Source organism: Reyranella sp., from assembly GCF_965279465.1.
Classification (GTDB): Bacteria; Pseudomonadota; Alphaproteobacteria; order Reyranellales; family Reyranellaceae; genus Reyranella.
The window spans coordinates 5,587,019-5,607,860 of the sequence record NZ_OZ257242.1; the positions used below are offsets into that span (position 1 = coordinate 5,587,019).

Below are 20,842 nucleotides of genomic sequence, written 5' to 3' on the forward strand. Positions count from 1 at the left end.
CTCCCCCATAAAGGACAGCGCGCATGACCGACGAGAACCCTGACAACAAGTGGATCGGCAAACGCACCCCGCGCCCGGACGGCGCCGACAAGGTGACCGGCCGCGCCGCCTATGCCGCCGACACGACCATGCCCGGCATGATCTGGGGCAAGGTCCTGCGCAGCCCCCATCCGCATGCCGTCATCAAGTCGATCGACACCTCGAAGGCCGAGAAGCTGCCCGGCGTGAAGGCGGTCGTCACGTCCAAGGACATCCTCGACTTCCCGATCGAGAAGGGTCCGGTGATGCTCGGCATCCAGGACATGCGCTGGATGTGCCGCAACGTCATGGCGCGCGACAAGGCGCTGTTCCACGGCCATCCCGTCGCCGCCGTCGCGGCCGACACCCAGGCGATCGCGGCCGAAGCCTGCAAGCTGATCGAGGTCGACTACGAGGTGCTGCCGTTCGTCATCGACGTCGACGAGGCCAAGAAGGACGGCGCCCCCATCCTGTTCGACCACGTCAAGTTCGACGGCAAGCCCTCGAACATCGCCGGCACGCTCGAGCACAAGCTGGGCGACGTCGAGGCGGGCTTCGCCGAGGCCGACGTGATCGTCGAGCGCAGCTTCAAGACCGAGGCGGTGCACCAGGGCTATATCGAGCCGCATGCCTGCCTGGTCAGCCATGTCGACGGCAAGGTCACGGTATGGAGCTCGAGCCAGGGCCAATTCATGGTCCGCGCCATGTGCTCGCTGATGTCGGGCATCCCGCAGAGCAACATCCGCGCGATCCCGGCTGAGATCGGCGGCGGCTTCGGCGGCAAGACCATCGTCTATCTCGAGCCGGTTGCGCTGGCGCTCTCGCGGAAGTCGGGCAAGCCGGTCAAGATGGTGATGACGCGCGAGGAGGTGATGCGCGCCTCGGGCCCGACCTCGGGCTCTTCCTCCACCGTGAAGATCGGCGCCAAGAAGGACGGCACCATCGTCGCCGGCCAGGGCACCTGGTACCTGCAGGCCGGCGCGTTCCCCGGCTCGCCGATCCGCGGCGCCGCGGGCTGCGCCTTCGCGCCCTACAACATCCCTAACGTCCACTCGAAGGGCTACGACGTCGTCTCCAACCGCTCGAAGGTCGCAGCCTACCGCGCGCCAGGCGCCCCGATCGGCGCCTTCTCGGTCGAAAGCGTGATGGACGAGCTGGCCGAAAAGCTCGGGATGGATCCGATCGAGCTGCGCCTGAAGAACGCCGCCAAGCAGGGCACCAAGGCCGCGCACGGGCCGGTCTATCCGGTGATCGGCTATGAGGAAACGCTGCGTCAGGCCCTGGCCAGCGAGCACTACAAGTCCCCGCTCGGCAAGAACCAGGGTCGCGGCGTTGCCTCCGGCTACTGGTTCAACGCCGGCGGCGAATCGAGTGCGCAGGTCAACATCACCGAGGACGGCAACGTCACGGTGATGACCGGCCATCCCGACATCGGCGGCTCGCGCGCCTCGACCGCGAACATCGCGGCCGAGCTGCTGGGCATCCATCCCAGCCGGGTCAACGTGCTTATCGGCGACACCGCGACTGTCGGATTTTCGAATTTGACCGGCGGCAGCCGCGTCACTTTCGCCTCGGCCATGGTGGTCACGCAGTCCGCCGAAACGGTCATCAAGCAGCTTTGCTCACGCGCGGCGAAGATCTGGAAGATCGAAGAGGACGCGGTCACGTGGGAGAACGGCTACGCCAAACCTGCCGGCGACAATGCCGGCAAGTTCGAGCCGCTGTCGCTCGCGCAGATTGCGGCCAAGGCGACGGAGACCGGCGGCCCGATCGGCGCCGGCACGCAGCTCAACACGATCGGCGCCGAGGGCGGCTTCTCCACCCACATCGCCGACGTCGAGGTCGATCCGGCCACGGGCTGCACGCGGGTGATCCGCATGACCTGCTTCCAGGACGTCGGCCGCGCCATCCATCCCGACTATGTCGAGGGCCAGCTGCAGGGCGCCATGGCGCAGGCGATCGGCTGGGCGCTGACCGAGGAATATATCTACAACAAGCGTGGCCAGCTCGATAACGCGGGCTTCCTCGACTACCGCATGCCGGTGGCCTCGGACCTGCCGATGCTCGAATGCGGCATCATCGAGATTCCCAATCCGAAGCATCCGCAGGGCGTGAAGGGTGTCGGCGAGGTCCCGCTGGTGCCGGGCATGGCCGCCATCGCGAACGCCATGTACAAGGCCCTCGGCATTCGCTTCGCGCACCTGCCGATGTCGCCGCCGAAGGTGCTCGAAGCGCTCGAGCCCGAGCCGCACAAGCTGGCGGCAGATTAGCGCGCTTCGCAACGCGAATCGCGACGACTCACCTAACCTCTCCCCGAAGGGGGAGAGGAACATGAGGCGTCGAACCGGCTGATGGTATGCTGCAGCAGCCCATGCTCCTGTCTTGCAGACCGCGCGCCCATCACACTGTTCATGCGTGAAAGCCTGCGACACCTCGCCCTTGTGAACGAGGCACATTCGGCGCATTTGGTTCGTACATGGGCTGGACCTCCTTCCCCCGGGAGGCCGCCCCACGCCGAGGAGCCATGGCGATGTCCACAATGTTCGTCCAGAATGCCGCCGCGTTTGCCGCGCCGCCGGCCACGACCAAGAAACGCGCGACGGCCGACAAGATCCAGGTCGACCTGCAGGAACGCATTGACCGCCTCGCCGCGCGCGACGAGAAGTTCCGCGGCTGCACCGCGTCGCGCCCGCGCCCCTCGTACGCGCGGATGGACGGTGCGCCGAACTGGACCGTCGATGGCTTCCCCGGCCTGCCGTCTGGCGGCTTCGGCCGCATGGTCGAGCTGCTCGATCAGGCGCGGAAAGAATACGAGCTGGTCGGATAGGGTTCATCATCTTCCGGACCGCGAGCGTCCCGCTCGCTCATCGCGCATGAGCGAGCGGGATGCTCGCGGTCCGGCAGAACTTGATCTCCAGCCAATCTCACCCCAGCTCGCGCACGTCGGTTAGCCAGCCGGTCACGGCGGCGGCGGCAGCCATCGCCGGCGACATCAGGTGCGTGCGCGCGCCCGGGCCCTGGCGGCCCTCGAAATTGCGGTTGGAGGTGCTGGCGCAGCGCCTGCCCGGCGGCACCTTGTCCGGATTCATCGCAATGCACATCGAGCACCCCGGCTCGCGCCATTCGAAGCCACTCTCCCGGAGGATTCGGTCGAGCCCCTCCTCCTCTGCCTGGCGCTTCACGAGGCCCGAGCCCGGCACCACCAGCGCCCGCACGCCGTCCGGCACCCGCCGCCCTCTTGCGACCGCGGCGGCCGCACGGATGTCCTCGAGGCGGCCGTTGCTGCACGAGCCGATGAACACCACGTCGATCGCTAGCCCGATCATCCTTTGCCCCGGCACGAGCCCCATGTAGTCGGACATGTGCTCGTCCTGCGCGTCGAGCGACTCGGGTACGCAGCCCGTGATCGGTATGACCGCCTCGGGATTGGTGCCCCAGGTCACCATCGGCGCGATCTCCGTGGCATCGAGCGCGACGCTCCGGTCATGGATCGCGCCGGCATCGGACGGCAACGTCCGCCAGAAGGCGATCGCCCGTTCGAGCGCCTCGCCCGCCGGCGCCTGCTCGCGGCCGCGCACATAATCGAAGGTTGTCTCGTCCGGCGCGATCAGGCCGGCGCGCGCGCCGCATTCGACCGACATGTTGCTGACGGTCATGCGGCCCGCCATGTCGAGACTGCGGATTGTGTCGCCGCAGAACTCGATCAGGTGCCCGTTGGCGCCGGCAGCGCCGAGCCGGCCGACGATCGCCAGCGCGAGATCCTTCGCCGAGGTGCCGAACGGCAGCCCGCCGTTCACCTCGACCTTCATCGTCTTCGGCTGCTTCTGCAGCAGCGTCTGCGTCGCCAGCACATGCTCGACCTCCGACGCGCCGATGCCGAAGCCGAGCGCGCCCAGCGCACCATGGGTCGAGGCGTGCGAATCGCCGCTGACGATCGTCTGGCCCGGCAGCGTGAAGCCGAGCTCCGGCCCGACGACGTGGCCGATCCCCTGGCGAACGTCGAGTACCGGGATATAAGGCACGCCGAACGCGGCGACATTGGCCTCCAGCGTCTCGACCTGCAGCCGCGAGGCGGCGTCCTCGATCCCGGCTCGCCGGTCCTCGGTCGGGATGTTGTGGTCGGCGACCGCGAGCGTCGCCTCGGGCCGGCGCACCGCAAGGCCCGCCCGCCGCAACCCGTCGAATGCCTGGGGGCTGCCGTGCTCGTCGAGCAGATGGCGATCGATGTAAAGCACGCAGGTGTCGTCGCCGATCCGCTCGACGACGTGGCTCTCCCAGATCTTGTCGATGAGGGTGCGGGGTTTCATCATGGAAGCCTCGCAGTCCAGCGGCCGGCGCGCAATCGGCCTCGACGCGAGACCTGCTTACCGCCGCAGCTTCTCCGCCTGCTCGAGATGGCCGCGCAGCACGGGCACCATCTCCTGCGCGAAGAACTTCATGCGCTCGTCGTCGCCGTTCTGGGCATAGGCCTCGAAAAACGCGAGGTCGTCGCGCAGCCCCTTGATCTGCACCTCGATATAAGCCTTGGCGAACGCCTTGCCGGGCGGCGTGTGGGCAAGCTCGTCGGACAGCGCCTTGTGGCTCTCATCGAGTGCGTCGCGGGGCGGCTTCAGTTTCGTCTCGGCCACCGCCTGCCTGAATTTCATGCCGGCCGCCGAGTAATCGAGGATCAGCTGGCGAGCGAAGTTCTGGACGACCTCCGCCTTGGTCTTGCGCAGCGCGAGCTGGCTGCTCGCGACCTCGAACTTGAGCATGGCCACGGCCTGCCGCAGGAAGGCCTCGGTGGTGATCGCGGTCTGCGGCCCGCGCGCCGCGGCGTCGGGGGGAGTCACCGCCTGGGCTGCAGGCATCAACAGGAGAGCAGCGAGGAGGCAGGATAGCGAGCGCCATATCCCTTGTGCCAAGGCCGCATCTCCCCTTTCGACATGGGTCGAGTCGCCTATAACATACCACATTAAGGCGCTGTTGTGACGGGCCGCGCTGAGATCGGCCGCTCGTGCGCCAATTGCGCACAGCATGGGCTGGTCACACCCCCTCGATTTCGTTCCCTGTAAAAATCCCCCGTGATCAAAATGTCACTGCACGCGGCCCTTGCCGCCTTTTTGTGGCTGGGCACCGGGTCGCCCGGCAATGCGCAAACGGCGCCAACCGCCGAAGCGACCATCGCAGAGGAGCAGCTGCTCGGCGCCGCCGATGAGGAGGATCGGGCACAGGCCCTGTTGCCCTTCACACGCGCGCACAGCGCCAGCGGCACCGTCGCGGGCTCCCTCGCCGAATCGACCGCGGCCGTCGGCGTCCCGCCCGCGGCCATGCTGGAGGCGTTACGGGCGCTCGATGGCGCGCCCGGCCCGCGCCAGCCGCAGGACGGCAACGCCTTCTTCGTGCGCTGGGAGCAGACCTACAGCATCGAGGACCGTCCGATCGGCGTCGGCCGCGTGCTGTGGGCCGAGCTGCGCACGGCGGACGGCAGCACCGTCGCCATCCATCGCTTCCGGCCGCGCGAGGGCGGCGAGCAGTTCTTCCGCACCAGCGGCGAGGCCGCGACGCCGCCCGCGATCGCCCTGCCGCTCGACGAGGTGAATGTCACGTCGCGCTTCGGCCGGCGTTCCGATCCGCTCGCCCGCTTCTCGGCCTTCGGCCCGGTGGCAGGCGAGGCCATGGGCGGGCCCCTGCCCAACCCGCGCGCGGCACGACAGGCCGCCGCAGCGGCACGGCGGAAGAATCGGTTCTTCTCGGGGTTCGCCCCGCGCATCCTGATGCACGAAGGCGTCGACCTGGCCGTGCCGCGGGGCACGCCGGTGTATGCGGCGTCCGAGGGCGTCGTGGTCGGCGCGCGGCCGAACGGCGGCTACGGCAACTGGGTCCGAGTCGATCATGCCGACGGCGTCGCCACCGCCTACGGCCACCTCTCGCGCTTCGCGCCGCGCATCAAGCCGGGTGTGAGGGTCGCGCGCGGCGAGCTGCTGGGTTTTTCCGGCAACACCGGCCGCTCGACCGGCCCGCACCTGCACTTCGAGGTGATCGCCGACGGACAGCCGGTCGATCCCCTCACTCACGCGGGCATGGCCCAGCTCGCCGGCACCGACCTCGAACGCTTCGCCAAGCAGGTCGCGGCGGAAGAACGCGAACGGGAGAGCGAGTCCGTCACGACGGACTGACCCTTTCGTCTCTCACGTCTTCTCATCGTCTTCCGGACCGCGAGCCTCCGCCTCGCTCGGACCCATGAGCGAGCTGGAGGCTCGCGGTCCGGAAGACGATGAGCCCTCGTCGGATTGTGGCAGCATCGGTCGATGAGCACCCGACTGGACTCCGCCACCAACCAGGCCGTTCAGCGCACGGCGTCCGACTACGACCGGCTACCCGATCGCCAAGCTCGCCGCCGCCGCGCTCCTGTCGGCGTAGTTCGTCATCCCGAGCGGAGCGAAGCGTAGTCGAGGGAACTGTTCATGTCGCCAGCAGCACATGAAAAGATCCCTCCACTCCGCTTCGCTCCGGTCGGGATGACGGAGGGGTTTGACCGCCCGCCAAACCACGCCACACTCGCCCCAACGGGAGGAAGAGCATGGAATTCGACGTCATGACGCGCGCGACCACGTGGAACAACGTGGCCGACCTCGCCCGCCGGGTGGAGGCCGCGGGCTTCTCCGGCATGCTGTTCACCGAGGGCCACCAGGTGCCGTGGATGAACATCGCCGCGGCGTCGCTGGCCGCGCCGTCGCTGCATTTCTCGACCGGCATCGCGATCGCCTTCGCGCGCAGCCCAATGGTCTCGGCCGAGATCGCCTGGGAGCTGGCGCAGAACACCAACGGCAAATTCCGCCTCGGCCTCGGCAGCCAGGTGAAGGCCCATATCGAGCGGCGCTATGCCAGCCAGTGGGACAAGCCCGCGCCGCAGATGAAGGACTATGTGCTGGCGGTGAAGGCCGCCCTGAAGGCCTTCCGCCGCGAGGCGCCGCTGAAGCACGACGGCCCCTACTACAAGATGAGCCTGCTGCCCGAGCAGTGGACGCCGCCGCGCCACGACCACGAGGACGTCAAGGTCGACATCTCGGCCGTCGGCCCGATCATGGTCCGGGTCGCGGGCGAGGTCGCCGACGGCGTGCATGTGCACCCGATGCATTCGATGCATTACATCAACAACCGCCTGCTGCCCGGCGTCGCCGAGGGCGCGCAACGGGCGGGCCGCGATCCCAAGGCGATCGACCTGATCATCCCGGTGATCGTCGCCGCCGGCGACACGCCGGAAGAGCGCGCCAACCCGATCGTGGAGGCGAAGACGACCATCGGCTTCTACGGCGCCACGCCCAACTACGCCTTCCAGTTCGACGACCTCGGTTACACCGGGATGCGCGACAAGCTGCGCGACTGCCTCAAGACCGGCGACGACGCGCGCGTCCAAACACTGATCACCGACGAGATCCTCGACCAGTTCGCCGTGGTCGCGCGCTGGGACGACGTCGCCGACCGGATGATCGCGCGATATAAGGGAATTGCGTCGAGGCTGGTGATCTACCTCGCCTCGCACTGGCGCGAGATCGACGGCAAGACGCTGGACCGCTGGGGCGAGGTGGCGCGGGCGGTGAGGAAGGCAGGGTGATGGCCGTTTCTATTGTTGTCGTCGACTCCTCAGAACCTCTCTCGAGAAAAATCCTACTATCTTCGAGAGAAACTACGATCTCTTTGCCACCGCGCTGGCTGCTACCTATACTTCCAAAGCCGTGCAAGTAACTCGCGTGGTTTTCGGCGAGGGCGAGTAGATGACAAAGTTGAGCTCTCAAAAAGTCGGCGACGACTTTGAGAAGAAAGTAGTCAGTTACTACGAAGGCATGGGATTTAAAGGAGACTGGGTTTGAAGGAATGGTGAAGGAACTTACAAACGGGGTGTTCATAGACATTTGAACCGTGAGCTCGTGCAACTCCTCAGCTTTGAGCGCGGCGAATACGCGGATGTTGCCATTCACGCTGGCCAGATGTGCTCGCCCGCCCCCAGCGCAGGGACCTCGACATGCAACCTTACCTATTCGACGAAGTGCTCTTGCACTTCGCTTGCACGTCGACCTCGTCGATAAGGTCCTGGAAATTTCCATCGATACCGACGACCAGATTACCTTCCTCCGCTACGAAGTGCCCTCTGAGGCCTGATACCTACAGAGTGCCTTCAACGGCGTCGATCGCGAAGGCTCACTCGGAACGGTCGAAGCGATAGTGAAGACGGACGCATCCTTTATCCAGCGCCTGAGCACTGATCAGCGTCGGACTCGCGCGATGACCCGTCGGGGGGAACAGGGGCCGGCCACCGCCCAGCAGCTCGGGAATGACGTAGATCTCGATCTCGTCGAGGGCGCCCTTTTCCATGAAAGCCATTTGCAGTTGCCCGCCTCCCATCATCCAGACGTTGCCGTCTTCGAGGGCGCGCAACTCGGCAATGAGAGCGTCGACGTCGCAGCGCACCTCGAGCTTGCCTTTCGGATGATCGATCGGCCCAGACGTGACGACAATGACCCTGTGCTCGTCATAGCCCCAAGGAGCGGGATCGTTGGCGAGGAAATCGTAGGTGCCGCGTCCCATGACGAGCGTCCGGACGCGCTTCAGGAACGACCTGTAATCGTGCTCTCCCAGGTCCATGTCGTCGTACTGGAAGAGCCAGTCCAGCTTGTCGTCGTCGGTCGCAATGAAGCCGTCGAGGCTCGACGCAATATAGCCGAGAATTCTCGCCATTCGTTCCGGCTCCTTCGGGTCGTCGCTTAAGCCGCTTTCTTGTCCCCGCCCTCGCCGACCCGCGCCGCCAGGCTCGCCGCCATGAACTCGTCCAGATCCCCGTCCAGCACCTTCTGCGGATCGCTTCGCTCTACCCCCGTCCTCAGGTCCTTCACCATCTGGTATGGCTGCAGGACATACGACCGGATCTGGTGGCCCCAGCCGATGTCGGTCTTGTTCGCCTCGGTCTCGGCCCGCTCGGCCTCGCGCTTCTGCAGCTCGACCTCGTAGAGGCGGGCCTTCAGCATCTGGATCGCCTTGGCGCGGTTCTGATGCTGGCTGCGCTCCTGCTGCACGGCAACGGCGATGCCGGTCGGCAGATGGGTGATGCGCACCGCCGAATCGGTCTTGTTGACGTGCTGGCCGCCCGAACCGGAGGCGCGGTAGGTGTCGACCCGCAGCTCCTTGTCGATCAGCTCGATCTCGATGTTGTCGTCGACCTCGGGATAGACCCAGACGCTGGCGAAGGACGTCTGGCGCCGCGCGTTGCCGTCGAACGGGCTGATGCGCACCAGCCGGTGCACGCCCGATTCGGTCTTCAGCCAGCCATAGGCGTTGCGGCCCTCGACCTTGAAGGCGCAGCTCTTGATGCCGGCCTCTTCACCGGCGCTCTCCTCCAGCCAGCTGACCTTGAAGCCGCGCCGCTCGGCCCAGCGGACGTACATACGCGACAGCATCTCGGCCCAGTCCTGCGCCTCGGTGCCGCCGGCGCCGGCGTTGATCTCGACATAGGCGTTGTTGGCGTCGGCTTCGCCCGCCAGCAGCGTCTCGAGCCGGGCGGCGCGGGCCTCGGCGCCCGCCTCGCGCAGGGCGGCCTCGGCGTCGGCGATCATCGCCTCGTCCTTCTCGGCCTCGGCCATCTCGATCAGCCCGGCATTATCGTCGATCGCGGCGCGCAGGCGCTTGATGGTGGCGATCGCCCCCTCGAGCTTCGTGCGCTCCTGCATGACCGCCTGGGCCTGCTTCTGGTCGTTCCACAACGCCGGATCCTCGGCGCGCGCGTTCAGCTCGTCGAGACGGACGACCGCACGGTCGTAGTCAAAGACGCCTCCTGAGGAGTTCGAGCGACTCCTCGATTTCGGTCACCATGGCCTGGGCTTCGGCGCGCATTGGTCCTACTCGCTATTCTTTGCAGCTTTCATATTCCTCTCCCCCCAGCGGGGAGAGGACAAGGAAGTTGCGTCTTGTGAGGGGTTGATATCCGAACTCAGGCCGTTGCCTCAAGCGGCACGGACAGAACTTAGTACGTCTCGCCCGTCCCGCTCAGGGTCGATCTCCGGATGCCGCCCGCCCCCATTGAGTCGGCCGAATCGCCGGACGCTGCGCCCGCGGTGTTCGGGCCCTGGGCTCCGTATTCGTTGGGCTCGGTGCCGGGCTTGAACGCCTCGTCGATCGCGTTCGGGTCACCGGGATAGGCCGGCAGACCGCTGTCGTGATTGACCTTCACGATGCGCAGGCCGGGCGGGATGCGGAACGGCACCGGCGGCTTGTCCTTGAAGATCACGCGGGCAATGCGCTCGTATACCGGCGCGGAGGTGCCGCCGCCGGTCTCCTGATCGCCCAAGGTGCGCGGCTCGTCGAAGCCGACATAGATGCCGATCGTGTAGTCGGGCGTCGAGCCGATGAACCAGTTGTCGCGGCTGTCGTTGGTCGTGCCGGTCTTGCCGGCGATCGGGCGGCCCAGCACCGCGAGCTGGCCCGCCGTGCCGCGCGTGGTGACGCCCAGCATCATGTTCACGACCTGGTAAACGCTGGCCGGATCGTGGAACGGCTGCCGTCTGTCGACGATCTGCGGCGGCGGCGGCCTGCCGCCGGCGGACGCCTCGCCGCAGCCGATGCACTCGCGGGGCTCGTGGCGGTAGATGGTCTTGCCGTTGCGGTCCTGCACGCGGTCGACAAGGCTTGGCGTGATCTCGCGCGCGCCGTTGGCCAGCATGGCGTGGCCCATGGTCATGCGCAGCAGGGTCGTGTCGCCCGCGCCGAGCGCCATCGGCAGGTAGGCGCCCATGTTGTCCATGATGCCGAATTCCTTGGCGACCTGGACGACGCGCTTCATGCCCATCTGCGCCGCCATGCGCACCGTCATCAGGTTGCGCGACTTCTCCAGGCCGTTGCGCACGGTGAGCGGACCGAGGAAGCCGCCGCCGTAGTTGCTCGGCCGCCACACCGGCTGGCCATAGCCCGGCGCATATTCGAACGGCGCGTCCTCGACGATGGTCGAGGGCGTAAAGCCCGCGTCCATCGCCGCGAGATAGACGAACGGCTTGAACGACGAGCCGGGCTGGCGGTTGGCCTGCACCGCGCGATTGAACTGGCTCATGCCGTAGGACCAGCCGCCCGACATGGCGAGCACGCGGCCGGTCTGAGGATCCATCACCACCACGCCGCCGTTGACGTTGGGGATCTGGCGCAGCGCATAGCTCTTCGGCGGATAGGGCTTGGCGTCGGGCCGATAGGCGGTGCCGAGCGGGCCGGTGGTCGGCTTCTCGACGTTCTCGACCACGACGACGTCACCGACGCTCACGACGTTGGCCGGGCGGCCGGGAGAGCCGCCGACCCGCTGGTCGGGCAAGGTCGGGCGAGCCCACCGCATCTCGGCGAAGGGGATGGTCCCCTCGGTTCCTCCACCATCCGGAGAGGGCGGCAGGCCCGCGATCGTGGCCGACTGAGCCTCGACCTTGGTGACGACAGCGAGCTGCCAGGTCGGCAGCCCGAACAGCGGGCGGCGCTGCACCAGGCGGGCGAATTCGTCCTCCCAACCGCTGCCTTCCTTCACGTCGGCGATCTTGGCATAGGGGCCGCGCCAGCCGTGGCGGCGGTCGTAGGCGATAAGCCCCTCGCGCAGCGCCTGGTCGGCAATTCCCTGGATGGCGGGATCGAGGGTGGTCATCACCGTCAGGCCCGACTCGTAGAGGCCCTTCTCGCCGTAGGCCGCCAGCAGGTTGCGGCGGACCTCCTCGGCGAAGAAATCGGCCTGCACGACCTCGGTGGCCGAGCGCTTGCGCACGGTGAGCTTCTCCGCCCTGGCGGCCTTCTCCTCCTCCGCGCTGATGTAGCCGTCATCGCGCATGCGGCCGAGCACGTAGTCGCGCCGGGCGTAGGCTTCCTTCTCGTTCCTGACGATGTTGTAGCGGTTCGGCGCCTTGGGCAGCCCCGCGAGGTAGGCGATCTCGGACAGGGTGAGCTGGCCGAGCGAGGCGTCGAAGTAGTTGAGCGCGGCGGTGGCGACGCCATAGTTGCCCGAGCCGAGATAGATCTCGTTGAGATAGAGCTCGAGGATACGCTCCTTGGAGTAGGTCTCCTCGATCCGGAACGCGAGGATGGCTTCCCGGATCTTGCGGGCGAGCGTGGCCTGGTTGTTGAGCAGGAAGTTCTTGGCGACCTGTTGGGTGATGCCCGAGGCCCCTTCGGGCCGCTTGCCCGGGTTGGCGAGGTTGGCAATGACGGCGCGGCCGAGCCCGATGAAGTCGATGCCGGGATGGGTGAAGAAGCGCTGGTCCTCGGCGGCGACGAAGGCCTGCAGGACGCGCTTGGGCATGGCGGCGACGGGCACGAAGACGCGCTTTTCCTTCGCGTACTCTGCGAGAAGCCGGCCGTCGGAGGCGTAGAGACGCGAAACGGTCGCAGGCTGGTAGTCGGCGAGCTGCTTGTGGTCGGGCAGGCCGTGGCTGAAATGCCAGAACAGGCCCGCCACGATGCCGAGCCCCACGATCATACTGGCCAGGGCAAAGGCCATACCGATTTTGATGAGATTGAGCACGATCACCGTCTTAGCAAAGGTTGGCACGGACTTATGCCTTTTCTTGGGCAGCCCGCGCGGCCTAATTTGCCGGCATGGACACAAAACGGCTTCACCACTTCGTCGACTCCTTCTGGGACGATTCGATCCTGCCCTCGATCACCGAGTACATCCGCATACCCAACAAATCGCCCTCCTTCGACCCGCAATGGGTGGAGCACGGCTACATGGAAGAAGCCGTCGCGCTGATGGAAGGCTGGGCACGGCAGCAGCTCGGCGCCTTCCCGGGCGCCACGCTCGAGGTTTTCCGCCTGCCCGGCCGCACGCCGCTCCTGCTCATGGACCTGCCGGGTGATGGGGACGACACGGTGCTGCTCTACGGCCATCTCGACAAGCAGCCCGAGATGAAAGGCTGGTCGGAAGGGCTGGGACCGTGGCAGCCGGTCCTGAAGGGCGACAAGCTCTACGGCCGCGGCGGCGCCGACGACGGCTACGCGATCTATGCCTGCCTGTGCGCGCTGCAGGCGCTCAAGGAGCAGAATCTGCCGCGCGCGCGCTGCGTCGTGATGATCGAGGCGTGCGAGGAGTCGGGCAGCTACGACCTGCCCTACTACGTCGACCATCTCAAGGACCGGATCGGCAATCCCTCGCTCGTGGTCTGCCTCGATTCGGGCTGCGGCGATTACGAGCGGCTGTGGCTCACCACCTCGTTGCGCGGCATCGCAGCCGGCACGCTCACGGTGCGCGTGCTGACCGAAGGCGTGCATTCGGGCGATGCGTCCGGGATCGTGCCCTCCTCCTTCAGGCTGACCCGCGCGCTCCTGTCGCGGCTCGAGGACGAGGCGACCGGCGCGATCAAGCTGCAGGACCTCTATGTGCAGATCCCGCCACAGCGCATCGAGCAGGCCAAGCAGGCGGCCGAGGTGTTGGGCGACTCGGTCTATACCAAGTTCCCCTTCGCCGGCACGACGCGGCCGATGGCCGAGGAGCGGGCCGATATGGTGCTGAACCGTACATGGCGGCCTCAGCTCGCAGTGGTCGGCATGGACGGCTATCCGACGCCGCAGGATGCCGGCAACGTGCTGCTGCCCTTCTCGACCACCAAGCTCAGCCTGCGCCTGCCGCCGACGCTCGACGCCCAGGCGGCGATGGACGCTGTCAAGACGGCGCTGGAGGCCGATCCTCCCTCCGGCGCGACGGTCGAGTTCGGCGGCAAGGACGGGCAGTCGGGTTGGCATGCGCCGGCGCTCGCGCCGTGGCTCGAGGCGGCGGTGGCGCAAGCCTCGCAGGAGGCTTTCGGCAAGCCGGCCGCCTACATGGGCGAAGGCGGTTCCATCCCCTTCATGGGAATGCTGGGCGAGAAGTTTCCGGATACGCAGTTCGTCATCACCGGGGTGCTGGGTCCGCACTCGAACGCGCACGGACCCAACGAGTTCCTGCACATTCCAACCGGCAAGCGGGTGACGGCTGCCGTGGCGCGGCTGATCGTGGCGCATCACGCGCGGCCGCGCTGACGCTCAGGCCTTATGGCTCCTGCCGCTGGACCCGAAGTGGGCATCGACGGAGGCTCGCAACGCGCGGGCCAGCGCGATCTGGTGCTGACGCACCGTCAGCAGCGTCTCGTCGCGCGGGTTGCTGAGATAGCCCAGCTCGACCAGGGCGGCGGGGATGTCTGGTGACGTGAGCACCGCGAAGCCTGCTTGGCGGTGGGTATGGGGCAGCAGGCGGATGCCGGCCTGTCCGAAGGTGCCGACGATCGTCTCGGCCAGGCGGCGAGAGTCGTTGACCGTGCCGCGCTGAGCCATCGCGACCAGGGTGCGGGCGACCGTGCTCGAGGGCACGACCGCCGTGTCGCCGAGATTCTCGCGGGCGGCCAGCGCCTCGGCCTCGCGGTCGCTTGCTGATTCAGACAGTGTATAGACGGAGGCGCCTCGGACCTCGGGGTTCGAATGGGAGTCGGCATGGATCGACAGGAATAGGTCGGCGCGCGCTTCCTGCGCCCGTGCCACCCGCTCACGCAGAGGTACATAGGTGTCGATGGAGCGGGTGAGGATGACGCGATAGCTGTTGCCCGCAAGCAGCTGCTTGCGAAGCTCGCGGGCGACGGCGATTACAACGCTCTTTTCCTGCGTGCCGTTACGTCCGAGCGCCCCTGGGTCTCTGCCCCCATGGCCGGGATCCAGAGCGATCAGTCTAGGTGTGGGAAAACGCTTGGGAGATGGAGCGACAAAGGGCTTCGGAACGGGGTTCCTGATCGGCGTCTTCTTGGGGGCAGCCCACACACTAGGCGCTGACAGGATCAGCGGCAAAGAAATGATGGAGCGCCTCAGCATTGTTGTTCTTTAGCATTTTCAATGAATTAACGCAATTTCCTGAGGATCTACTTTTTGTTTGTCGGGTTTGCCCGAACACCGTATGTTGAGTCCTGCGAGCAGTCGTCGCCGTCGTAGCGCCCTCTTCGGAGGCCGCGCTCCGGGTGACGACTTATCAGGAACCTCGAGGTCGGCAGGGCTGCGTCCGTAGTCCGGCGATGCGATGCTTCCCCGCCTTGGCCAGATTGAGTGGGCCGTTCGGCGGGTCGAAACGCACCGCCCCCCTCGCGCCAGAGAGGCGGCAAGGCCGCCGGTTGCTCGCGCCGGATCGGGTCCCCAACGTCTCGAGGAGCGCGCCAATGGCCCGCCGCATGTTGATCGATGCCTCCCATCCCGAAGAGACCCGGGTGGTCGTCGTCGATGGGACCAAGCTTACCGAATTCGACTTCGAGACCGGCTCGCGCAAGCCGCTCAAGGGCAACATCTACCTCGCCAAGGTCATTCGCATCGAACCCTCGCTGCAGGCCGCCTTCGTGGAGTACGGCGGAAACCGCCACGGCTTCCTGGCCTTCTCGGAAATACATCCGGACTACTTCCAGATCCCGGTGGCCGATCGCGAGAAGCTGATCGCCGAGCAGCAACGGCTCGCGGACGAGGAGCCCGAGCACAGGTCGGAGAGGTTCGACCGGACGGACATCGAGGACGCACGGGAAGAAGCGGCAGACGCGGCAGAAGACGCCGAGGCGACGAACGGGAGACCGGAGAACGAGAGGCCGGAAGAGGCGTCGCCTGTCGCAGGGTCCCTGGAAGAGCCTGCGGCGATCCAACCGCCCGCGGCCCACGAAGAGCCAGCGTCGGCCGAGGCATCGCGTCACGAGGCGTCCCCTCACGAGGCAGCGCCCGAACCGGCAACCGAACCAGGGAGCGAGACCGAGGCAGCGCCCGCTCCGGCGCCGGCACCGGCGGAAGCCGCTGGCGCGGAAATCGCCAGCGCCGCACCTGCCGCAGAGGCAACCAGCGAAGCCACGGCTGTCGAGCCGATCAGCGAGGCCGCGGCCGAGAAGCCGGTCGATGAAACCGGAGCGCTCGCCCCGACCGGCGCCGCCACAGTGGCGGATGCGGCTGGCGAAGCAATCGCCGCTCCCGAGACGGCCAGCGAGCGTCCGGCCGAAGCGGAAGGCGAAGTGGTGGCGCAGGCTGCGGAGATTGCAGTCGACAGCATCTCGGCCCCTGCCCCGGTCGAGGTGGTCGGCGGAGACGATGCCGGCGAGGAGCCGCAGAGCCGCGAGCGCCGCCGCCGCCAGCCGATCCGCCAGTACAAGATTCAAGAGGTCATCAAGCGCCGCCAGATCCTGCTCGTCCAGGTCGTCAAGGAAGAGCGCGGCAACAAGGGCGCGGCACTCACCACCTTCCTGTCGCTGGCCGGCCGCTACTGCGTGCTGATGCCCAATGCCGGCCGCGGCGGCGGCATCAGCCGCAAGATCTCAAATCCGGCCGACCGCAAGCGCATGAAGGAAATGCTGGCCGAGCTCGACGTGCCGCAGGGCATGGGCGTGATCCTGCGCACCGCCGGCCTGGAACGCTCCAACATCGACATCAAGCGCGACTACGAATATCTCAGCCGCCTGTGGGACTCGATCCGCGAGCTCACCATGCGCTCGACCGCGCCGGCGCTGATCTACGAGGAAGGCGACCTCATCAAGCGCTCCCTGCGCGACATCTACGACACGGACATTGCCCAGGTGCTGGTCGAGGGCGAGGCAGGCTTCCAGGCCGCCAGCGGCTTCATGCGCCAGCTCATTCCGCACCAGGCGGAGAAGGTCCAGCTCTACAACGAGCAGATCCCCCTCTTCCATCGCTACCAGGTCGAATCGCAGTTCGACGCCATGCACCTGCCGACCGTGCAGCTCCGCTCGGGTGGCTACATCGTGATCAACCCGACCGAGGCGCTGGTCGCAATCGACGTCAACTCCGGCCGCTCGACCAAGGAGCGCAACATCGAGGAGACGGCGCTGCGCACCAACCTGGAGGCGGCCGAGGAGGTCGCCCGCCAGGTCCGCCTGCGCGACCTCGCCGGCCTGATCGTGGTCGACTTCATCGACATGGAGGAGAACCGCCACCAGCGCCAGGTCGAGCACAAGATGAAGGACGCGATGCGCAACGATCGTGCGCGCATCCAGATCGGCCGCATCTCCGCCTTCGGCCTGCTCGAGATGTCGCGCCAGCGGCTGCGCCCGAGCCTGCTCGAGCATTCGACAGAGATCTGCCCGCATTGCGCCGGCGTCGGCCGGGTGCGTTCCATCGAATCGGCGGCGCTGCATGCGCTGCGCGCGATCGAGGAGGAAGGCGTTCGCCGCCGCTCGAGCGAGATCGTCGTCAGCGTGCCGCCCAACGTCGCGCTCTATCTCCTCAACCAGAAGCGCCACGGGCTGAGCGAGATCGAGCAGCGCTACGCCTTCCACGTCACGATCGAGGCCGACGACGAGCTGCATGCCGCCGATTGCGAGATCGAACGCGTACGTCCGCGCCGCGACGACCAGCGGCCGGCCCAGGAGCTCGCCCGCGCGAGCTATGACGCGGTCGCCGGCGAGGAGCCTCTCGCCGCCGACGACAGCGAAATCGACGATGCTGCCGAGCCCGGGGCCGAGGTCGAGCGTCTGGCGGGCGACGAGGAAGGTGCAGACGGCCGCAACCGCAAGCGGCGGCGGCGGCGCCGGCGCAGCGGCCGCCGCGATGACGATCGTCCGCAAGGCGAAGGCGAAGACCGTCCACAGGCTGCTGTCGGCAACGGACACGATGTCACGCCGTCCGGCGACGAGCCGTCGATGGACTCCGATCGCGACCCCGTCGGTGACGAAGAAGGCGACGGCCAGTCCTCGGGCGAAGCTCGGGCCGACGGCGAGTCGCCCGGCGATCGCCCCCGTGTCGAGGGGCGCGAGGATACCGCTGATGGCGATGGCGGCGACGCCAATCGCCGTCGGCGGGGCCGCCGCGGCGGACGTCGCCGCCGACGCGAGAATGGCGACGGCAGCGAGCCGATCGGCGAGCACGCGCATCAATACGGCCAGGAGCCGAACGGCGGCTGGGAGCCGCGCGCCGACGAGCCCGTTTCGGCCGATGCATCACCTTCCGCGCCGTTCGAGGATCAGCCTGTTGCATCGCTTGACGGCCAGCCCGCCGTGCCATTCGATGGTCAGCCTGTCGAGCAGATGGCGGGCGGTCAAATGCCGGTCGAGGCTGCGCCTGCCGAATGGCGGCCCGCGATGATCGCAGAAGCCGCGCCCGTCGTGCCGCCGCCGGCAGTAATCGCACCTCCGCCCGAGCCTGTGGTCGCCCAGGCACCGCAGCCGATCCCGTTGCAAGCTGAGGTGGAGGCCGAGCAGACTCCACCGCCGCCGGTCGTGCCGGTCATCTCGGCCGACCTGCCGCCGGAGAAGCCCAAGCGCGGCTGGTGGCGGCGCTGAGCCATCTCCTAGATTGAGAAAATGGGCGCCTCTCACGGGGCGCCCTTTTCATTTCGACCGTGTCGCTCCGGGACGAGACAGCGCCTCCCATCCCGAATCCGAGTGCACCGATCACGTAAGCGTGATCGAAAACCATTCGTAATCAACATCTCTCGATTCCATCCCCGTTCGCTGGCTTGGCTCCCAGCCGGAGAGTACGCGTAGCGCCCCTTTTTCGCGTGGTTGCGCCGAGTACATGCTGCCCGAGACCCCTGTCCCCAACAGCATCCAGAAAAGCATTGCGTTGGGTCGTTACGACGAGGCTGCACTGGCGCTCGACAAGCTTGCGACGGAGCGGCCGTCGTTGCCGGTCCTCGTGGCCCTTGCTGCTGTCAATCTGCAGCTCGGCGACCTGAAGTCGGCCAAGGAGCAGGTGCTGAAAGCGGTCGAGGCGGCGCCCAATCATCGCGAGGCTCGGACCCTGCTGGCCCGGATTCGTGCCGCACTCGAAGAGCGCGAGGAGGCGTTGGTGGATTTCGGCGCCGCTCTCGATCTCTCGCCTCCTCCGCCGGACGATCCCGCCGGAACGCCGGTTCATCTCGCGCTGCACAACCTCGAGCAGCTCACCTACCTCGAGCAGCTGCACGGCCTGCCGCCCGGTACGCTGCTCCCGATGCCGGCCGCGCAGCGCGAGGAGACGCGCCGCTGGTTCAACGACATCCTCGACAAGGCCGGCAGCGTCGCGCCGCGCATCAAGCTCAGCGGCGACTGGGGCCGCGCGCTGGCCGAGCCGCCGCGCATGAGGCGCAACGAGCCCGCCCCCGAGCGCTGCCTCAATCCGCGCAACGACGCCGGGGAGATCACCCGAGCCTTTCACGAGGCGGGCGGCGTGGCCTGCGTCGACAATCTCCTCTCGCCGGCCGCGCTGGCGCAACTCCAACGCTTCTGCCTGGAGTCGACGGTATGGCGGCGTTCCTACCGCCAAGGCTATCTCGGCGCCTATCCCGAATCGGGCTTCGTGAGCCCCCTGTTGCTGCAGCTTGCCGCCGAATTGAAGGCGGCAGTGCCCGAGCTGCTGGGAGAGCATCATCTCACTTACTGGTGGTCGTTCGTCTGCCAGCACCAGCGGCCGGGCACCGACATCCATGCCGACCAGTCCGACATCAGCCTGAATTTCTGGATAACGCCCGACAGCGCCAACCTGGCGCCCGATGGCGGCGGGCTGGAGATGTGGAATGTCACGGCGCCGCCGGAGTGGACCTTCAACAATTACAATGCCGACAGCTATCGCATCCGGCTGCATCTGAGCAGGATCGGCGCGCGGCAGAAATCCTATCCCTACGCCGAGAACCGCGGGCTCCTGTTCAAGGGCATGCTGTTCCACGAGACCTCGAGCTTCCGCTTCGCCGAGGGCTTCGAGAACCGGCGCCGCAACATCACCATGCTGTTCCGGCGCGGCAAGAGCCGCTGAGCGTTCCTCGGGTTGACGGGGAGATAAGGCTCGCGCCGGAGCCAGGCTCGCCTCTCAAGCAAAGGGGCACCGCGATAGCTCGCGGTACCCCATGCTTATGCTCTTTAGCGGCCAATCGGCCTTCCCAGTGCCGGGCCGCCAGCGAGCCGCCAGATCTGCGGTGAAGGGTGAGCCCTTCCGCTGGATGCTCCTGACCAGCGTTACTTACGTGGGCAGGGAATACCGACGTACTTTTGTTCCGCATTCGAATAGGCGACCGTTCCACACGGCGCCTTCTGGCCGGCCTCGGCGCCAGCTTTGTCCGACCATGAAGTTAAGCCCAAGAAGCGACCGGCGATGGCAGAATCGGGGGGACGATTTGGCCGCTGCTCTCCACGCACGATGCCAGCGCGCCTTTCCCAATTCCGGGCGGAGCACCCCACTTGACTTTCATCGCATCTGCAACGCGGGAGCCGCCTATGCGTACGGCTGGTTGAGTCGCGAGATTTCAGGCATCGTCAGCAACGGCCACATCCTGGCTGTCATGCAGGCCGCCGGATGGTGTGGGAGGAGAAGAATCTTTGCACCCAACCAAAACTGCGAGCGCACTGGCGCGATGGCGTGAAGTCGCTCTACGGAGCGCAACGCGCTCACGCCGTGGCCTGCCATCGACATTGCGCCACGATGCTGCTGCCTGTGCTCGGCGCGTTTGCTGGATGATAGCGGTGATGACGTGCGCCGCCCTGCTTGCGCCCCGTGTCCAGGCGCAAGTGTTGCCGCGGCCGTTCGAAAACATGACGCATATCGTTTGCGTCGACCAGAAGTTGGCCATCGAACTGGCAACTGTATACGTCGAGGAAGCGGCTCTCGGAGAAAGGCTACTGGCTCACCTTGCAACACGGGGCGTGTGCGAGAGGACGACATTCAGCGGCAAGCCGGTAGCCGATCTGTACCCCAGCAAAAGACATCCTTCCGGCAAGCCGCAAGAGATGCATGTGTTCGAAGTGGACGTAACGAACAGCGAAGTCCTCGCGGGCCGAACCCGAGTCTATATGTTGCTGTACGTCCTGCACGATAACGAGGTTTGAGCAACAGCAGCCTACAGAAAAGCAGACATACGGGA

At 66.8% G+C, this 20,842-nt stretch carries 14 protein-coding genes; 8 read left to right on the forward strand and 6 right to left on the reverse strand.

Going from position 1 to position 20,842, the window contains the following annotated elements; genetic code table 11:
* The first annotated feature begins 23 nt into the window (after nucleotides 1–23).
* Together ACQY8M_RS27340 and ACQY8M_RS27345 are read left to right on the forward strand one after the other, a co-directional pair.
* Nucleotides 24–2,288, forward strand: a complete 2,265-nt coding sequence (locus ACQY8M_RS27340; RefSeq protein WP_428662421.1) for a xanthine dehydrogenase family protein molybdopterin-binding subunit — start codon at nucleotides 24–26, stop codon at nucleotides 2,286–2,288.
* 254 nt (nucleotides 2,289–2,542) lie between these two features.
* Nucleotides 2,543–2,845 carry a hypothetical protein gene (locus ACQY8M_RS27345; RefSeq protein WP_428662424.1) on the forward strand — a complete coding sequence of 101 codons (303 nt, stop codon included), beginning with the start codon at nucleotides 2,543–2,545 and terminating at the stop codon, nucleotides 2,843–2,845.
* A 97-nt stretch (nucleotides 2,846–2,942) separates the two neighbouring features.
* Here the strand turns inward: ACQY8M_RS27345 and leuC are convergent, their stop codons facing one another.
* Both leuC and ACQY8M_RS27355 read right to left on the reverse strand, forming a co-directional pair.
* Nucleotides 2,943–4,328: a 3-isopropylmalate dehydratase large subunit gene (gene leuC / locus ACQY8M_RS27350; RefSeq protein WP_428662427.1), complete on the reverse strand. Its 1,386-nt coding sequence runs from the start codon at nucleotides 4,326–4,328 to the stop codon at nucleotides 2,943–2,945.
* 54 nt (nucleotides 4,329–4,382) lie between these two features.
* Nucleotides 4,383–4,850: a DUF4142 domain-containing protein gene (locus tag ACQY8M_RS27355; RefSeq protein WP_428662430.1), complete on the reverse strand. Its 468-nt coding sequence runs from the start codon at nucleotides 4,848–4,850 to the stop codon at nucleotides 4,383–4,385.
* Nucleotides 4,851–5,090: 240 nt separating this feature from the next.
* Here ACQY8M_RS27355 and ACQY8M_RS27360 point away from each other — a divergent pair, with 240 nt between their 5' ends.
* Both ACQY8M_RS27360 and ACQY8M_RS27365 read left to right on the forward strand, forming a co-directional pair.
* Nucleotides 5,091–6,176 (forward strand): M23 family metallopeptidase, encoded by a 1,086-nt coding sequence (locus tag ACQY8M_RS27360; protein WP_428675506.1) that lies wholly within the window; start codon nucleotides 5,091–5,093, stop codon nucleotides 6,174–6,176.
* A gap of 404 nt (nucleotides 6,177–6,580) precedes the next feature.
* Nucleotides 6,581–7,615, forward strand: coding sequence for a TIGR03617 family F420-dependent LLM class oxidoreductase (locus ACQY8M_RS27365; RefSeq protein ID WP_428662433.1), 1,035 nt, complete (start codon nucleotides 6,581–6,583; stop codon nucleotides 7,613–7,615).
* A gap of 584 nt (nucleotides 7,616–8,199) precedes the next feature.
* Here the strand turns inward: ACQY8M_RS27365 and ACQY8M_RS27370 are convergent.
* From ACQY8M_RS27370 to ACQY8M_RS27380, 3 genes are all read right to left on the reverse strand, one after another.
* Entirely contained in the window at nucleotides 8,200–8,736 is a 537-nt protein-coding gene (locus ACQY8M_RS27370; RefSeq protein WP_428662435.1) for a dihydrofolate reductase family protein, read from the reverse strand.
* Between the two features lie 26 nt (nucleotides 8,737–8,762).
* Nucleotides 8,763–9,885, reverse strand: a protein-coding gene (prfB, locus tag ACQY8M_RS27375; RefSeq protein ID WP_428662438.1) for a peptide chain release factor 2 whose coding sequence is annotated in 2 segments (ribosomal slippage) — nucleotides 8,763–9,815 and nucleotides 9,817–9,885 — 1,122 coding nt in all. Because the reading frame shifts where the segments join, the coding sequence is not laid out codon by codon here.
* Between the two features lie 130 nt (nucleotides 9,886–10,015).
* Nucleotides 10,016–12,562 carry a penicillin-binding protein 1A gene (locus ACQY8M_RS27380; RefSeq protein WP_428662440.1) on the reverse strand — a complete coding sequence of 849 codons (2,547 nt, stop codon included), beginning with the start codon at nucleotides 12,560–12,562 and terminating at the stop codon, nucleotides 10,016–10,018.
* A 47-nt stretch (nucleotides 12,563–12,609) separates the two neighbouring features.
* Between ACQY8M_RS27380 and ACQY8M_RS27385 the strand changes: the two genes are divergently transcribed.
* Nucleotides 12,610–14,028, forward strand: a complete 1,419-nt coding sequence (locus ACQY8M_RS27385) for a M20 family metallopeptidase (RefSeq protein WP_428662443.1) — start codon at nucleotides 12,610–12,612, stop codon at nucleotides 14,026–14,028.
* A 3-nt stretch (nucleotides 14,029–14,031) separates the two neighbouring features.
* On the opposite strand, the gene ACQY8M_RS27390 is transcribed toward ACQY8M_RS27385, so the two are convergent.
* The gene (locus ACQY8M_RS27390) at nucleotides 14,032–14,823 is read right to left on the reverse strand and encodes an N-acetylmuramoyl-L-alanine amidase family protein (protein WP_428662445.1); all 792 of its coding nucleotides are present in this window, start codon (nucleotides 14,821–14,823) and stop codon (nucleotides 14,032–14,034) included.
* A gap of 362 nt (nucleotides 14,824–15,185) precedes the next feature.
* Between ACQY8M_RS27390 and ACQY8M_RS27395 the strand changes: the two genes are divergently transcribed.
* From ACQY8M_RS27395 to ACQY8M_RS27405, 3 genes are all read left to right on the forward strand, one after another.
* Complete coding sequence (locus ACQY8M_RS27395; RefSeq protein WP_428662448.1) at nucleotides 15,186–18,290, forward strand: Rne/Rng family ribonuclease; 3,105 nt, start codon at nucleotides 15,186–15,188, stop codon at nucleotides 18,288–18,290.
* 235 nt (nucleotides 18,291–18,525) lie between these two features.
* Nucleotides 18,526–19,740 (forward strand): tetratricopeptide repeat protein, encoded by a 1,215-nt coding sequence (locus tag ACQY8M_RS27400; RefSeq protein WP_428662450.1) that lies wholly within the window; start codon nucleotides 18,526–18,528, stop codon nucleotides 19,738–19,740.
* Between the two features lie 707 nt (nucleotides 19,741–20,447).
* Complete coding sequence (locus tag ACQY8M_RS27405; RefSeq protein WP_428662453.1) at nucleotides 20,448–20,807, forward strand: hypothetical protein; 360 nt, start codon at nucleotides 20,448–20,450, stop codon at nucleotides 20,805–20,807.
* Nucleotides 20,808–20,842: the final 35 nt, after the last annotated feature.

Coding starts and splice junctions, on each gene's coding strand:
- ACQY8M_RS27340 (WP_428662421.1), top strand. CDS start 24: ATGACCGACGAGAACCCTGACAACAAGTGGATCGGCAAACGCACCCCG.
- ACQY8M_RS27345 (WP_428662424.1), top strand. CDS start 2,543: ATGGCGATGTCCACAATGTTCGTCCAGAATGCCGCCGCGTTTGCCGCG.
- leuC (WP_428662427.1), bottom strand. CDS start 4,328: ATGATGAAACCCCGCACCCTCATCGACAAGATCTGGGAGAGCCACGTC.
- ACQY8M_RS27360 (WP_428675506.1), top strand. CDS start 5,091: ATGTCACTGCACGCGGCCCTTGCCGCCTTTTTGTGGCTGGGCACCGGG.
- ACQY8M_RS27365 (WP_428662433.1), top strand. CDS start 6,581: ATGGAATTCGACGTCATGACGCGCGCGACCACGTGGAACAACGTGGCC.
- ACQY8M_RS27370 (WP_428662435.1), bottom strand. CDS start 8,736: ATGGCGAGAATTCTCGGCTATATTGCGTCGAGCCTCGACGGCTTCATT.
- ACQY8M_RS27385 (WP_428662443.1), top strand. CDS start 12,610: ATGGACACAAAACGGCTTCACCACTTCGTCGACTCCTTCTGGGACGAT.
- ACQY8M_RS27395 (WP_428662448.1), top strand. CDS start 15,186: ATGGCCCGCCGCATGTTGATCGATGCCTCCCATCCCGAAGAGACCCGG.
- ACQY8M_RS27400 (WP_428662450.1), top strand. CDS start 18,526: ATGCTGCCCGAGACCCCTGTCCCCAACAGCATCCAGAAAAGCATTGCG.
- ACQY8M_RS27405 (WP_428662453.1), top strand. CDS start 20,448: ATGACGTGCGCCGCCCTGCTTGCGCCCCGTGTCCAGGCGCAAGTGTTG.